The following is a 15,161-nucleotide window of genomic DNA, read 5'->3' as shown; positions in this document are numbered from 1 at the left end:
AAGACGACTCGGGGTGGGAAACATTACAGCATATTATCAAAATTTTGCCTGCTCAAGGTATAGCAGCATCTTCTTTATTTACAGAACACTGCCTGCCAGCGTGTTTCACCCTTTTGCTGGCATTTTTTTGATGGTCGCTAACAGTTCTTTTGCCTGTTTATTGGCAGGTTGCAGTTGAATCGCCTTTTCCAGCGTGACGGTGGCCTTCTGTGGTTCCTCGCTCAGCAAGAGCGCTTTTGCCAGCCCAACCAATGGCCAGGCCTCTTCTTTGTGCCGGTTACTGATGTGGCTATACCAAGCGATGGCTTCGGGTGATTTTTTAGTCTGTAATAAGTATTCACCGAACTTCTCCTCTGCCTGTATGATCTCTTCGCTATTGGCACGGGCATCCTGTACGGCACGGAAGTAGACCCAGGTAGCCGACCGGAAGTCTGCCTGTTCGTATACCTGCTGCATGGTGCTAGCCACAGTGCCTGTTGTCGGCATGGCCAGTACAGTCTCCAGCACGGGGTCTCTGCCTTGCAGGTAGTCTGTCGAGGTATAACCGACAGGTATATCAGGCGCTGTCCAGGGTCGCTTTTCGTCCCCATCCCAATCGCGCCAGTAAATAGTGGACACACGTATCGTCAGTTTACTGTTAGGCAACTGCATTTTTCTGGAGTCACCGTAGGCGCTGGGCGAGGAACCTGAGGGCTCACCTACGAACAGGGTATTGGTATAATATTCCAGGTCATTGGCCAGCATCTGTGCCGCCGAGAAAGTCTCTCGTCCGATCAAGGTATAGAGTCTCCCAAACCGGTTGATCTGCTCCGACCGAGCCAGGGCGAGGACCAGGGAGCGATTGAGATGATTATTCCCGCCAGGGTTATACCTGAGATCGAGCACCAGCTTCTCTACTGGAAATCCGGTGACGATGCGCTCTATCTTCGCTACAAAAGCGGCTAGCGATTCATTGTCTTTGTCGTTGCTTTCATTCAGCTGCACGTACAGGGTCTTCTCTTTTTCCAGCATGTGGAGCCAGAATTTTTCCTTCCTGTTCCATTGGCACATAGGTGCTGCTATACCTAGCGCTTCACTTGCCCCAACAAAGTACACCTGTCTGAATTGCGGGATTGGAGAAAGCGCTATAGTTGTCGTTTTTCCATCGCGTGTTTTTACCTTAAGCAGTACCTCCTGCACATCATCGGCTATACCTAGCGCCGCCAGAAATTCAGGCACTACCAAAAAGGTGGGAGCGAGTTGCTTGAAGCCCATTTCATTATCGTAATGCACCACCGGCCTTACTTTTTCCAGTGCCTCGTTCGCGGTGCTTTTTCCGATTTGCAACACCTCAGCACCCACCAGATGCATCAGTTCAGGCGTTGCTTCCCGGATGAACAAGCCATCATCAAATAAGGCAAGCTTCACAGGCAGATGGTTCAGGAATAAACTGGAGTCAGCGGGCGGAGGTGTAGAGGAGTGCGCCCGACTGTAAGCCACTGCCATATCCTGCGGTAGCGTTAGGCGGGTATGGCCATCGCCGATCATAGCGACCAGACGCGTGAGGCCCACTACTATTTCATGATCCTGCAGCTTGGGTACCTGTGCGTGCAATACGGCTACGGCACTGTCAAACTCCTGCTGCGATACCTTATTATAAGGAGATCGGTGCATTTTGGGCATTTGCTCAGCCAGGGCTTTGACATCCTCTTGCCATTTGGCTACGCTCAGCACGCTGGGCTGGGCCTGAACCAAGCTATGCGCAAGCAGCACCAACAGAAGACAGCAACCTGTTAAAAATCGATTTTTCATAGCAACGAAGTCAGGTATAAAGATAATGCACAGGAACCGCGGCTGCCCCTCCAGTAACAGAGACGACACAGGCCTGGAAACATTACACATTCGGTTGCCATACCTGTCAAATTCTTTCTCTGCTGACTATGCGCAGCGTAGCGCGATTAAACCATCACCACTATTCTCCTTCTAAGAACCTAGTAAAGCTTTCATAGAGATATACACCTGCTTTATCGATTAAAATGCCAGCTCAAGCTTATAACTCGTGCCAGCACTTTGATTTAAGCCTGTAAATGCCTAAACTTAATTACCTAAAACTATACTTCTCTAAACCTTAACCTTAAAAGAACTTGAAAAGACGTCATTTTATCGAGCTATCGGCGCTCGGGTTTGGTGGGCTCATGCTGCCTTCCATACCTGTTTTCGGCGATATCATCTCACCCGAGAGAGCGCTGGAACAGGTAGACCCGGCCCTGAAAAAGCGTCTGGCTGATGTAGCCCTGAACGCAGCCAAGTCAAGCGGCGCTTCTTATGCCGACGTGCGCATAGGCCGCTACCTGCAGCAATATGTTTTCACCCGCGAGCAACAAGTACAGAACATCGTGAACGCCGAGTCTTACGGTGTAGGTGTGCGCGTACTAGCCAACGGTACCTGGGGCTTTTCTGCCACATCTGATGTAACAGACAAAGGTATAGCCAAAGCAGCCCAGGAGGCGGTAGCCATTGCCAAAGCTAACTCGAAGCTGCAGAAAGAGCCAGTTAGGCTGGCTCCTGTAAAGAGCTATGGTGAAGTAAGCTGGAAAACTCCGATCGAGAAAAACTCCTTTGAAGTGCCTGTAAGTGAGAAAGCTGACCTGCTGTTGGCTGCCAATGCCAAGGCAATGGAAAACGGTGCCAGCTTCGTGAACTCTGCGCTTTTCCAAGTGAACGAGCAGAAGTATTTTGCTTCGACCGAAGGTTCTTACATCGACCAGGACATCCACCGCATCTGGCCAAACTTCACGGTGACAGCCGTGGATAAAGCAAGCGGTAAATTCAGAACCCGTGAGGCCCTGAGTGCGCCAATGGGTATGGGCTGGGAGTATATGGTGCCGAAAGCGGGTGAGAAAATCAAAGGACCGGAAGGTACTGGCCTGGTGGGTTATCGCTACGCTTACGATATGCTCGAAGATGCCGCCCTGGCTGCCAAGCAAGCAAAAGAGAAACTAACGGCTAAGTCAGTAGCAGCAGGCAAGTATGACCTCATACTGGATCCGAATCACCTGGGCCTGACCATTCACGAGTCAGTGGGTCACCCGCTGGAGTTGGACCGCGTACTGGGCTACGAAGCCAACTACGCCGGCACCTCTTTCGCCACCCTCGACAAATGGAAATCTAAAAATTTCAAATACGGTTCTGATAAAGTACACATCTTCGCAGACAAGACCCAGAAGGGCTCACTTGGCCTCGTAGGCTGGGACGACGAAGGCGTGAAGACCAAGCAGTGGGATCTGATCAAAGACGGTATACTGGTGAACTACCAGGCCATCCGTGACCAGGCGCACATCATCAACGAACCGGAGTCGCATGGCTGCTGCTACGCCGACAACTGGAGTTCGGTGCAGTTCCAGCGTATGCCAAACGTATCGCTGGCGCCAGGCAAGCAGAAGATGAACGTGGACCAGCTAATCAGCGGTGTCGACAAGGGCATCTACATTGCCGGACGCGGTTCTTACTCCATCGACCAGCAGCGCTACAACTTCCAGTTTGGCGGCACGGCGTTCTATGAGATCAGCAAGGGCAAGATCGTAGGTATGCTGGAGGACGTGGCTTACCAGAGCAACACACAGGAGTTCTGGAACTCCTGCGCAGGTTCTTGCGATGAGAGCGATTACCGTCTGTTCGGTTCGTTCTTCGATGGCAAAGGCCAGCCAAGCCAGGTAAGCGCTGTATCGCACGGCTCAGCCCACACCCGCTTCAACGGGGTGAATGTGATCAATACAGCTCGTAAAATCTAAATCAGTAAAGAGTTAAAAGTTAAGAGTTCCTATTTGGACTCTTACCCTGGATAAGCCTAGATGATCGGTATAGCTGATTTATACCGGCTCCGGATTTTTAGCTTTTAACTCTAAACTCATAACTCTTAACTAAGATTAAAATGGCAATATATACAAGAGAACAAGCAGAGGCTTTGCTGAAAAAGGCTCTGGCTTACTCAAAAGCCGATGAGTGTGAGGTCACGCTGAGCGGCTACAATGGCGGTAACATCCGCTACGCCCGTAACGAAGTGTCTACCAGCGGTGCCGAAGAGAACGTGGCTATGTCGGTAGAGTCTCGTTTTGGAAAACGATCCGGGGTGGCAACGATCAACGAGTTTGACGATGCCTCTCTGGAGAAAGTAATACGTCGTGCTGAGGAGATCGCACGCATTGCACCGGAGAGCCCGGAGTACATGCCAATGCTGGGTCCTCAGAAGTACATCACTACCAAAGCCCACTTTGACTCCACCGCTAAAATAGACCCGGCCTATCGCGCCGACGCAGCCGCCAAGAGCATTAAAGCTGCCGCCGACAAAGGTTTGACTGCCGCTGGCTTTCTGGAGCACTCGACCAGCTTTATGGCGCGCCTAAACTCCAAAGGCTTGTTTGCTTACCACCCATCTACTGTCGTAGACTTCTCGGTGACCATGCGTACAGAAGATGGCACAGGTTCTGGTTACGTGACGCAGGACTTTAGCGACGTGAGTAAACTCGACACGGCTAGCGCCTCCCAGATCGCAGCCAGCAAAGCAGTAAACTCCCGCAATGCCAAAGCACTGGAACCAGGCAAGTATACTGTTATTCTAGAACCGGCTGCTTCCATTGACCTGCTGCGCAACATGTTCGGCAACATGGATCAGCGTAACGCCGAAGAAGGCCGCAGCTTCCTGAGCAAGCCTGGTGGCAAGACCAAACTGGGCGAGAAACTGGTGGACGAGCGCATCACGGTTTACTCTGACCCGATGCACCCGGAGATTCCGTCTGCTCCGTTTGCCGGCGATGGCCGTCCGCGCGAAAAGACAACCTGGATCGAAAAAGGCGTAATCAAGAACCTATATAACTCCCGTTTCTGGGCTGAAAAAACTGGTGCCAAGTCGGTGCCAAACCCAGGCGGAGTGGTGATGGAAGGCGGTAACCAGACGCTGGAAGACATGATCAAGAGTACCAAACGCGGCATCCTGGTAACACGCCTGTGGTACATCCGCTCCGTGGATCCGCAGACACTGCTCTACACCGGCCTTACCCGCGATGGTACTTTTTACATCGAGAACGGCAAGATCCAGTATCCGGTGAAGAACTTCCGCTTCAACGAGAGCCCGATCATCATGCTCAACAACCTGGAGGCTTTGGGACGTCCGCAACGCATCAACGGCAACCTGGTGCCCCCAATGAAGATCCGCGACTTCACGTTCACCAGCTTGTCTGACGCGGTGTAGTCACTGACTTAGTACATACTTAATTTCCTGTCATCTCGACGATAGGAGAGATCTGATAAAGTTGATTGCTGCAGATTTCTCAAGTCGCTCGAGATGACAGTTAGTTTAAAACCTACTCATTTTTCCTGTGCAACCTTTCACCTTCGTCCGACTGCAATACCTCTCCGGCAACTGGGATACCGATCCGCGTATGCCAAGCAATCTGTTGCATTCGCTCATCGAGTATACCACGGTCAAGGTGAACGAGCAGGAGAAAATTATTCCTTTAGATAGTGCTGAGCTTTTTAACTATCCCTTCAGCTACATGAGCGGCCACCGGCTGGTGCAGTTCAACCAAAAGGAGCGGCAGAACTTCGAGACCTATGTGCGCAATGGCGGTTTTGTGTTTGTAGACGACTGCAATCACGACATCGACGGGCTTTTTGCACGGTCTTTCGAAGAGCAGATGAAGCAGATATTCGGGCAAAGTGCTTTGAAGAAAATCCCAAACGACCACAAGATCTACAGTAGTTTCTTCACTTTCGACGATGGCCCACCCACAACTTCATTCGAGCTCAACGGCTGGGGCGATGATCTGGTGCATGATTACCTGAAAGCGATTGAGGTAAATGGTAGAATTGGGGTGCTCTACAGCAACAAAGACTACGGCTGCGAATGGGATTACGACTTCCGGAACAAACGTTGGCTGGCAGAGGACAATACCAAGTTTGGTGTGAATATAATAATGTACGCCTTGACTAGTTAATGAATAATTGTGAATGAGTAATGACTAATATCCCTGTTAAGGATTCTTCACACGACTATTCTTCAGTAATCCTCTTGATTAATTATTAATTATTAATTATTAATTATTAATTATTATTCATTCGTCATTAATAATTAGAAACCCGTGACTGAACAAGATATAAACCAACTCCTTAGCAAGCTGCCGCAGCTCAAACAGGAGATTCAGAAAGTGATCGTGGGGCAGGAGGAGGTGCTCGACGAGGTACTGATTACGCTTTTGGCGGGCGGCCATGGCTTGCTGGAGGGCGTACCGGGTCTGGCGAAGACTTTGCTGGTACGCACCTTGTCCAACGCCATGGACCTGAGCTTCCGTCGCATTCAGTTTACCCCGGACCTGATGCCGACTGACATACTCGGTACCGAGGTGCTGGAAGAGGATCATGCCACGGGCAAGCGCTTCTTCAAGTTCAACGAAGGGCCGATCTTCGCTAACATTGTGCTCGCCGATGAGATCAACCGCACACCGCCCAAAACGCAGGCGGCACTGCTGGAGGCCATGCAGGAGTACGAGGTGACCTACGCAGGTACTACCTATACCTTGCCGAAGCCCTTTTTCCTGCTTGCTACTCAAAACCCGATCGAACAGGCCGGTACTTATCCGTTGCCTGAGGCGCAGCTGGACCGCTTTCTGCTGTACATCAAAATAAAATACCCAACAGAGCTGGAGGAGCTCAACATACTGACCAGTACCACGGGTACCCGGCAGGCACAGGTACACCCGGCCATTTCGGGCGAGGAGGTACTGCAACTGCGCCAGCTGGTACGGGAAGTAAGCATCAGCGACGATCTGCTGACTTATGTGAACCAACTCGTGCGGGCTACACGCCCTGATACGACATCAAGCGATCACATCAAGAGCTATGTGCGCTGGGGAGCGGGTCCGCGGGCAGGGCAGGCGCTTATTCTGACATCCAAGGCCAGGGCTTTGCTCCAAGGTCGCTTTGCCGTGACTGCCGCCGACGTACAGACCATGGCCTATCCGGTGCTGCGCCACCGCATACTGGTCAACTTTACGGCCGAGGCGGAGCGCATCACACCGGATAGGGTTGTAGAAGAATTATTGCAGCATATCAAGCTACCCCAAACTGTACTGGTATAGGCTGCTGTATGAGAGTAAAGTCGCTCGTTGCGAATTAGCAGAAGTACCTGATACAGCAGATCGACAGGGCAATCAGAAACTGAAAAACAGATGGAAGAAATAGAGAACATAAAGTTGACTGACACAGGCATGCAACTCCTGAAAAGGATTGTAGGGGAGAGAATCTGTTATTTCTTTACTGATAATATAAAAGTACAGGCGACAGGTGGAAAAGTCACCTACTGGGCACCTGAGTTTGCCATTGGCTTGACCAAAAACAAGCAGGACCAGCGCTTTATCAACGTCAGTGCTGACTATAAGCTGACATCCCGTTCTTCTACCACATTTTATGAATTTGAGATCGGGGAAAGCCGAACTCCACTCCGTTGCGAAAAGCTCCTGCAGTCGGGTCAGCACTCTGAAATACGGGTCTTATCAGCCCCTGTACTGATGATTGAGGTATACCAAGACTGGAATCAGGAGTTTGACGAAGCTATTGCATACGATGCGGCTATTGTAATGTACACTGAATCTCAGAAGTACATGCTGAAAGTGCGCGAAGAACTGATCGGCGGCGTGGATATCATACTGAATGAAGCAACGATCGAAGCAGAGCTGGTTGACTTGAAGCTACGCCAGAGTTTGGTTTAAAGTATTACAGCATGTCACAAACAGGGCACAAGTTTATCGATCCGAAAGTGCTGGCCACGATCAAGGATCTGCCACTGCTGGCCAAAACGGTAGTGGAAGGATTTCTGAGCGGCCAGAACCAGAGCATCAGGCGGGGAGCCGGACTGGAGTTCAGCCAGTACCGCAGCTACCAGCCTGGCGACGACCTGCGCCAGTTGGATTGGAAGATGTTTGCCCGATCCGACCGCTACTACATCCGGGAAGCCGAAGTAGACACCAACATCACTGTACGCTTCATAGTAGATGGCAGCGCTTCAATGGCACACGAGGACGAGAATGGCCTGACCAAGATGGACTATGCCCGCTTTCTGGTGGCTTCGCTCGCTTACCTGGCAACTACGCAAGGCGATGCTGTGGGTTTGTATGTGCTGCATGAGCAACAGCTGATCAACCTGACGCCCCGCAGTGACAACATGCACCTACAGCGCTTCTGGCACCAGCTTGCGGAGATCAAGCCCTCCGGACGATTCCCTGACGCTGAAACAGCCGCTAACCTGTTTTCAGGCCGTCGCCAGAAGGAGCTGACCGTGTTTGTAACCGACCTGTACGAACACGAGCATGAAATAAAGGATCTGCTTTATAAACTGGGCGCACAGCGGCACGAGTTACTTTTGTGCCACCTGATGAGCCGCAACGAACTGGATTTTAAGTTTGAGGGCACACTTACGTTCGAGGATCTGGAAACTGGCCAGACCATGCAGGTAGGCACCGCTGAGCAACGCAAAACCTACCTGACCAAGCTGCAGGACTGGCTTCAGCAAACCGAAAAGTCCATGCGTAACCGCCAGATCACTTATGACCGTTTCGTCACCGACGAGCCACTGGACAAAGCCTTGCGGGCCTTTTTGAAGAACCGACTGGTGTTGAGTTAATGGGTGATTGAGCGAATGAGTGATTTAGTGAGTGAATGTTAAAAACGATGAAAGATAACTTTTCCGGACACGCTGCTGATTACGCCAGGTTTAGGCCCACGTACCCGCGCGAGCTAATTGCCCAACTGGCAGGTATGGCGCCAGCCCGGCAACTGGCCTGGGACTGTGCGACTGGCAATGGCCAGGTAGCCGGTATGCTTACCTCGCTTTTTGACCAGGTGGTTGCTACTGACATCAGCGAGAACCAGTTAAAGAATGCCGTACAGCTGCCCAACATCAGCTACAGAGTAGAGCAGGCCGAGCAGGCTTCGCTCCCAGATCATGCCGTGGATCTGGTTGTGGTGGCACAAGCTGTGCACTGGTTTGATTTTGATCGCTTTTATCAGGAAGTGAAGCGGGTACTTAAGTCCGATGGCCTGTTTGCCGTGATCGGCTATGGCCTGCTTAGCACGAACTCATCACTGGATAAAGTAATCAGATACTTCTACAGCGAAGTGCTCGACGGCTACTGGGATCCGGAGCGCAACTACCTCGACGAAGGCTACCGTACCATTCCATTTCCTTTTCAGGAAATAGAGTTGCCGCAGTTCAGCAGTAGCTATACCTGGTCACCCGAAGACCTGATTGGTTACCTGAATACCTGGTCGGCCGTGAAACACTACGAAAAGCAGCAAGGCCATAACCCGGTGCAGTTGGTCGAAAAACAAATCCGGGAGGCTTTCGAAGGAGAAACCACCACGGTTACGTTCAACATTTTAACCAGAGTAGGTATAGTACATCATTCTTAAACTCTTTAATTCCTAAACGCTCAAACTTCCTTGACTTTCCTCTCTCCATACTGGCTTTTTGCGGCGACGGCGATACTGGTCCCGATCGCGATCCACCTGTGGAACAGGCGGCAGGGGAAGACTGTGAAGGTAGGAAGCCTACGTTGGCTTGAGCCGTCGGCAAGCAGACGTTGGAGCAGTATCCGGTTAAGCGACGTTTGGCTTTTGGTGTTGCGATGCCTTATCCTGCTACTTTTGTCTGTTGCGCTGGCAAAACCTGTTTGGGAAGGCACTCCTACAGCCCAAGCAGCACAGAAAGTGGTGTTCATCAGCCCTGAGCTGTTGCATAGCGTTGCCCTTCGCAACATCAAACCAACAGTTGACAAGCTATTGCAGCGCGGCTATACCTTGCACCGCTATACTTTAGGTTTTGAGTCTATACCCGCCGAATCCTGGCAAGCGATAAGCAGTGATCCGACTGACTCTGTTGTGAGCAGCGGCAACCACTGGGGCTTGCTGCCCGCGCTGGCCCAACGGTATGACCAGGCACAGGATAGCGTTTGGCTCTTTACATCAGACCAGCTGCGCCATTTTAAAGGTGCGCCAGTTCCACTGCAGGAGAACATCCGATGGGTGCCGGTAGCACTAGAAAGCACCACAAACTGGGTGCAGGCTGCTTATACCTTGAGCGCTGATAGTATTTTGCTAATTATAGGCCAAAGTAACCGCGAAGGCGCCAGGTATAGCCATACCCGAATTGCCAACGCTAACCAGACACTAAACCTAAACGGCAGTCAGGTAAGGTTGATGCTGCAGGATGACCAACTACTTGCGCAAGGCCCTGAAAACACCTCGCAACAGATTACAATTCGCAAAGAACCGTTCCGCATAGGTATAGTCCATGATGAACCACAGCAGTCGGAAGTACAATACCTGCAGGCATCCATGCAGGCAATCAGTCACTATACAGGTATACCGATGGAGACACGTGAGTTCCAGATCACCACACAACCTGACACTTCCGCTAACTGGTTATTCTGGCTGAGCAATGAAGAAGTTCCAGCAAGCTGGCTGGAACAGGTAAAGCAAAACGGTGCCAATCTTTGGGTGCAATCAGCGGCTGAACCTGAAGCCACGACTACGCACCTTGCTGCGGCAGGTATAGAGAAAATCAGGATTCATCAGCTTGCAACAGGTATAGTCCAGCCTGAGTCTAACCCGGTTTGGCAGACAACAAACGGAGAGAATTTGCTCACAGTGCAGCCCTTGGGCATTAGCAAGGTTTATCATTTCAGAAGCGGTTTTGGTCCGGCCTGGAGTCAGTTGGGGCAGAGTGCGCAACTACCGGAGCTTTTGCTGCCACTGCTTTTAACACACCCATCCAACAATCAGTACGATGTTCGTGCTTTGGATGAAAGCCAATTGAAGCCAGCCGTGGTGCAACCTGTCAGCAAGCTGGATAAGCAGGAAAGACAACAGTATAGCCTGATCCCTTGGCTGGTACTGTTCACATTTCTGTTATTTTTAGCAGAGCGATTAATTACCAGTAAACGAAAAACCGCCTGATGCAGGACAGCCTCCATACCTTACAGCATATCCGCCGGGATTATATCCGGGCTAAGGGATGGCTGTATACATGGCAAGCCCTCGCCGTAGGGTTAGTGGGTGCTGCCATCCTGTACAAATGGCGACTGGAGATGCCTTTGCTGGCCGGTCTGGCTATCTTGATGATGTTAGGTGCTTTGCTTTACCTTAGCTGGGCCTGGAGCCAGCTCCGTAAAATCAGTTTAGAGCAGGTAGCCCGCCATCTGAACCGTACCTATCCGCAACTCGAAGAAAGCGCCCAGCTGCTGCTTCGGCCTACTCCTGAGCTCAACCTATTAGAACGACTCCAACAGCAGCGGGTAGCCAATCAGTTACAGACCGCTATACCTGAAAAGCAGTCTGTTTTTCAGCTTCACAAAAAGCCTACTTACACGGCATTAGGTATAGCCGTACTGATAGCGGCAGGTATAGCGGCGTTGCCAGCCGACTCAGTTGCCGATGCTACCACGGCTGCCCCCCTGCAACTCGACTTCCCCGAAACACCCGCAGCAGTAGCCGATACCGCTGTGACCATCCAGAAGATTGAGATCACCATCACACCGCCTGCCTATACCGGCCGCAAAGCCTACCAGGCCGAGCAGCCTAATTTGCATGTAGAACAGGGAGCCCGGGTGACCTGGCGGATTGCGACCAACCGGCCGACCCGCACTATGGAGCTTATTCTCAATGAAGGAAAGCCCATTTCGCTATCAGCTCAAAACGGCAGCTATACCTTATCGCAGACTTTCACAGAACCTGCGCTGTACCATATCGCTGTAAACGGACAGAAGTCCGCTTACTATACCCTGGAGATCATCCCGGATGAAGCCCCGACGATACAGATCACAAAGCCGGAGCAGTACACTGAAATCCTGTTCGGTGACCCGCAGCGTGTAACCATCCGGGCAGAACTATCCGATGACTATGCCCTGCGTGACGCCAACATGATTGCCACTGTGGCCAAGGGCACGGGTGAAGCCGTAAAGTTCAGGGAAGAGAAAATCAGCATCGGCTTCAGCGGACAACGCCGCAACTTCAGCGTGAACAAGACCATTGACCTGCAAAAGCTGGGCATGACTTACGGCGACGAACTTTACTTCTACGTGCAGGCATGGGACAACCATCGCGGCTATACCCGCTCCGAAACGTACTTTGTGCAGATCGAGGACACCACCATCGTGGAGAGCATGGACGACCTGACCATGGGGGTAAACCCGGTACCCGAGTATTTCCGCAGTCAGCGCCAGATCATCATCGACACTGAGAAACTGATCAAAGAGCAAAAGTCGCTGAGTAGGGCTGTGTTTGAAGAGCGCGGCAATAACCTAGGTGTGGACCAGAAGCTGCTGCGACTTCGCTATGGCAAATTTTTGGGTGAGGAGTTTGAGTCAGGTATAGGGCCGGGCGGTGGAATACCCGAAGGAGAAGAAGGCCACGAAGAAGAGCATTTCGCAGGCGACGGCCACGACCACCCCGAATTTGAAGATGAGACCAGCGTAGAAGCCTTGCTTGATCCTTACCTCCACAAACACGATCAGGAAGAAGCTGCCACCTTTTTTGAACCCGCCGTGAAAGCCAAACTAAAAGGGGCACTGGCCCAGATGTGGGAAGCAGAATTGCGCTTACGTACCCATCGTCCGAAAGAGGCCTTGCCTTACGAGTACAAAGCCTTGCGCATGCTCAAGGAGGTACAGCAAAGCACCCGTGCCTACGCCGCCAAAACAGGCTTTGATCCGCCTCCGCTAAAGGAGCCTGAGAAGCGTCTGACAGGGGACCTCAGCAAAATAAAAGCCCCAACAGAGCGACGGACCATCGAAGCCGAGTCCAAGCTACCGCATACCCGTGAGGCATTGCAATGGCTCGAACGGCAAAAACAGAGCGGCAGGTATAGGCAGTCCGATGTAACGCTGTTGGAGCAGGCTGGGCAGGAATTGGCGCAGGAAGCACTGTCCAAGCCGGGTCGCTACCTCCGCGCCATGCAGGACCTCCGCACCCTTATCGCTGACATTAATGCTAATCAGGCTCTTTGCAAAGAGTGTCTGGTAACAGTGGAGCGAACATGGCACGAGCTGTTGCCACCTGTCGCCCCATCGCCTCAGAAGCAGGGTACGACGCGGAGCAAACTGGCAAAGGGGTATTTTAAACAGTTATCAGAGAACAGTAACCAGTAAACAGTTAGCAGTTAATCTTATATGCAGAGCAACATTATCAATCCTAAAAATCTTTTTTAATCCTGAAAATCCTGATTCGGACAAATGCTAGCCGCACCTCCATACCTCCCATACCTCCTCGCTGCCTTAGCTGTGCTCTTACTCAGCTGGCTGGCTTGGCGGCGCCCTGACCGCAGGCGGCTGGTATGGCGATTATTGGCCAGTGCAGTGGCAGGTATAAGTCTGGTGCTGCTACTTTTCCCGCCAACCTACCAACGTGCACTCGACCCAAGTACCGCTATCCTGCTGACTGAAGGGTATGCGCCAGATTCGCTTCACTCACTATTGCAAAATCTGGAACCTAGACCACTGATCTATACCTACCAAACCGAAGCTCCAGACGCAGTTGCTATACCTGACCTGTACACCTTCCGGGGTGAGCAACCACAAATACAGACGGTGCATGTGTTAGGCTATGGCCTAGGAGAGCAGGAACTACAGGCTATGCAGGGTGTCAACCTGATACCGCACTTATCAGGTATACCAACAGGTATAGCTTCCGTTACCTGGCCAGAAATTATTTCATTGGGAGAGGCGGTGACAATGGCCGGGCAGTATACCTTACCTTCTGCGAAAGAAACAACCCTATACCTTCGGGCCGCTGGACAGGCGCACGACTCCATCACCTTAAAAGAAGCTGGCCGGCATACTTTCCAATTGCGCTACACCCCAAAGCAGGCAGGCCGCTATACCTATACCTTGGTTACTAGGTCAGACAACAACACTGATACGTTGGGTCAGGTGCCTGTGCAGGTATATCCTGCCAGTAAGCCGGCTGTATTGTTGGTTTCATCATTTCCGCTTTTCGAGTTCAAGTTCCTGAAAAACCACCTCGGAGAATTGCATCACAAAGTTGCCCTGCGTAGCACGGTCAGCAAGGGCATGTACCAAAGCGAATGGCTCAACATGTCACAAACAGACTTGAGCCGCATTACACCTAAGCTGCTGCGGCAATTTGATGTGGTGATCACGGAGCCCCAGGCGTTGCAGGAATTGAGCAGCACGGAAAGAGCAGTACTCCAACGAGCGGTTACAGAAGATGGGCTAGGGGTGCTTACCATTGCAGGTGAACAGCTGGGCAGCCGTACGACAGCTTTCTTCACCAACTTCCAAAGCAAACGACTCTCGCAACAAGATACCCGCACGGCACGGGCCAATTGGATAAGCAATTCAATAGCCGCCGCTATACCTGCATCGCCTTATACCTTGGTGAACAGCGAGGCCGTGTCAGGGCTGATAGAAGAGCAAAGCAATAATCTGTTAGCCGCAGGCCGAAAGGCCGGCTGGGGCAACGTGGCCATGACCGTGGTTCCGCAGACTTTCAGCTGGCAGTTGGAAGGCAAACAGAATACCTATGCCAGTTACTGGGCGCATTTGCTTTCGTCAGTGGCCAAGCGGGAAGTAAAGGAGAAGTTCTGGCAACTGGCAAAACCGCAGATTCCACAACTGCACCAGCCTGTCACTCTAAAGCTCACCGATTATACCTTAGACAATCCTGTTGACGCTCCTAAAGCCACAGTGCGGAGCATAGTCGACACAACACTAACAGGTATAGCGCTGCAACAAGGCGTTCACCAGCCAGAGGTATATGAAGGCACTTTCTGGCCGCAGCGTAAGGGCTGGCATGTGATAGAGTCGCAGGGGGTGGAACCGTTTTATTTTCTGGTGCAGGACAGTTCCGCATGGACTCATCAGGGCATACAAGCAAAACGAGAGGCTACTCTAAAGTTTGCCACACAGCAGCAGCGAAAACAAACAACAAGCTCGACGGCCTATGCAGAAGAGCAGGTTCCAGTGATCTGGTTTTTCTTACTGTTTGTGCTGAGCAGCGGGTTTTTGTGGCTGGAGGAGAAGTTATGATAAGGGAAAACGCAATACTGCTAACAGAATCAGGGCAGGATTCAGCCTGATTGTGACTGGAGGTGCTTACCGTATTTTGCAGTTATC

At 51.6% G+C, this 15,161-nt stretch carries 11 protein-coding genes; 10 read left to right on the top strand and 1 reads right to left on the bottom strand.

Annotated features, from left to right (window positions below; all coding sequences use genetic code 11):
- Positions 1 to 105 precede the first annotated feature (105 nt).
- Positions 106 to 1,791: a S41 family peptidase gene (locus I0P70_RS08965; RefSeq protein WP_196116865.1), complete on the bottom strand. Its 1,686-nt coding sequence runs from the start codon at positions 1,789 to 1,791 to the stop codon at positions 106 to 108.
- Between the two features lie 332 nt (positions 1,792 to 2,123).
- Between I0P70_RS08965 and I0P70_RS08960 the strand changes: the two genes are divergently transcribed.
- The 10 genes from I0P70_RS08960 to I0P70_RS08915 all read left to right on the top strand — a co-directional run bounded on the left by I0P70_RS08960 (position 2,124) and on the right by I0P70_RS08915 (position 15,074).
- Positions 2,124 to 3,770, top strand: a complete 1,647-nt coding sequence (locus tag I0P70_RS08960; RefSeq protein ID WP_196116863.1) for a TldD/PmbA family protein — start codon at positions 2,124 to 2,126, stop codon at positions 3,768 to 3,770.
- A 140-nt stretch (positions 3,771 to 3,910) separates the two neighbouring features.
- A complete protein-coding gene (locus tag I0P70_RS08955; RefSeq protein ID WP_007652633.1) occupies positions 3,911 to 5,227 on the top strand; it encodes a TldD/PmbA family protein in 1,317 nt (438 codons plus the stop codon).
- Between the two features lie 127 nt (positions 5,228 to 5,354).
- On the top strand, positions 5,355 to 5,972 hold the full coding sequence (locus I0P70_RS08950) for a DUF4159 domain-containing protein (RefSeq protein ID WP_196116861.1): 618 nt from the start codon (positions 5,355 to 5,357) through the stop codon (positions 5,970 to 5,972).
- Between the two features lie 144 nt (positions 5,973 to 6,116).
- Positions 6,117 to 7,112, top strand: a complete 996-nt coding sequence (locus tag I0P70_RS08945; RefSeq protein WP_196116859.1) for a MoxR family ATPase — start codon at positions 6,117 to 6,119, stop codon at positions 7,110 to 7,112.
- Between the two features lie 90 nt (positions 7,113 to 7,202).
- Positions 7,203 to 7,742, top strand: coding sequence for a hypothetical protein (locus I0P70_RS08940; protein WP_196116857.1), 540 nt, complete (start codon positions 7,203 to 7,205; stop codon positions 7,740 to 7,742).
- 11 nt (positions 7,743 to 7,753) lie between these two features.
- The gene (locus I0P70_RS08935; protein WP_196116855.1) at positions 7,754 to 8,653 is read left to right on the top strand and encodes a DUF58 domain-containing protein; all 900 of its coding nucleotides are present in this window, start codon (positions 7,754 to 7,756) and stop codon (positions 8,651 to 8,653) included.
- Positions 8,654 to 8,700: 47 nt separating this feature from the next.
- A complete protein-coding gene (locus I0P70_RS08930) occupies positions 8,701 to 9,441 on the top strand; it encodes a class I SAM-dependent methyltransferase (protein ID WP_196116853.1) in 741 nt (246 codons plus the stop codon).
- Between the two features lie 30 nt (positions 9,442 to 9,471).
- A complete protein-coding gene (locus I0P70_RS08925; protein ID WP_196116850.1) occupies positions 9,472 to 10,986 on the top strand; it encodes a BatA domain-containing protein in 1,515 nt (504 codons plus the stop codon).
- Positions 10,986 to 13,175, top strand: coding sequence for a DUF4175 family protein (locus I0P70_RS08920; protein ID WP_196116849.1), 2,190 nt, complete (start codon positions 10,986 to 10,988; stop codon positions 13,173 to 13,175). The genes I0P70_RS08925 and I0P70_RS08920 overlap by 1 nt, the downstream gene beginning before the upstream one ends.
- An 84-nt stretch (positions 13,176 to 13,259) precedes the next feature.
- Positions 13,260 to 15,074 carry a hypothetical protein gene (locus I0P70_RS08915; RefSeq protein ID WP_196116847.1) on the top strand — a complete coding sequence of 605 codons (1,815 nt, stop codon included), beginning with the start codon at positions 13,260 to 13,262 and terminating at the stop codon, positions 15,072 to 15,074.
- The last annotated feature ends 87 nt before the right edge of the window (positions 15,075 to 15,161 follow it).

The organism is Pontibacter sp. FD36 (assembly GCF_015686655.1).
Lineage (GTDB): Bacteria > Bacteroidota > Bacteroidia > Cytophagales > Hymenobacteraceae > Pontibacter.
The sequence above is the reverse complement of the archived record's forward strand: the minus strand, read 5'-3'. Positions and strand labels throughout refer to the sequence as shown.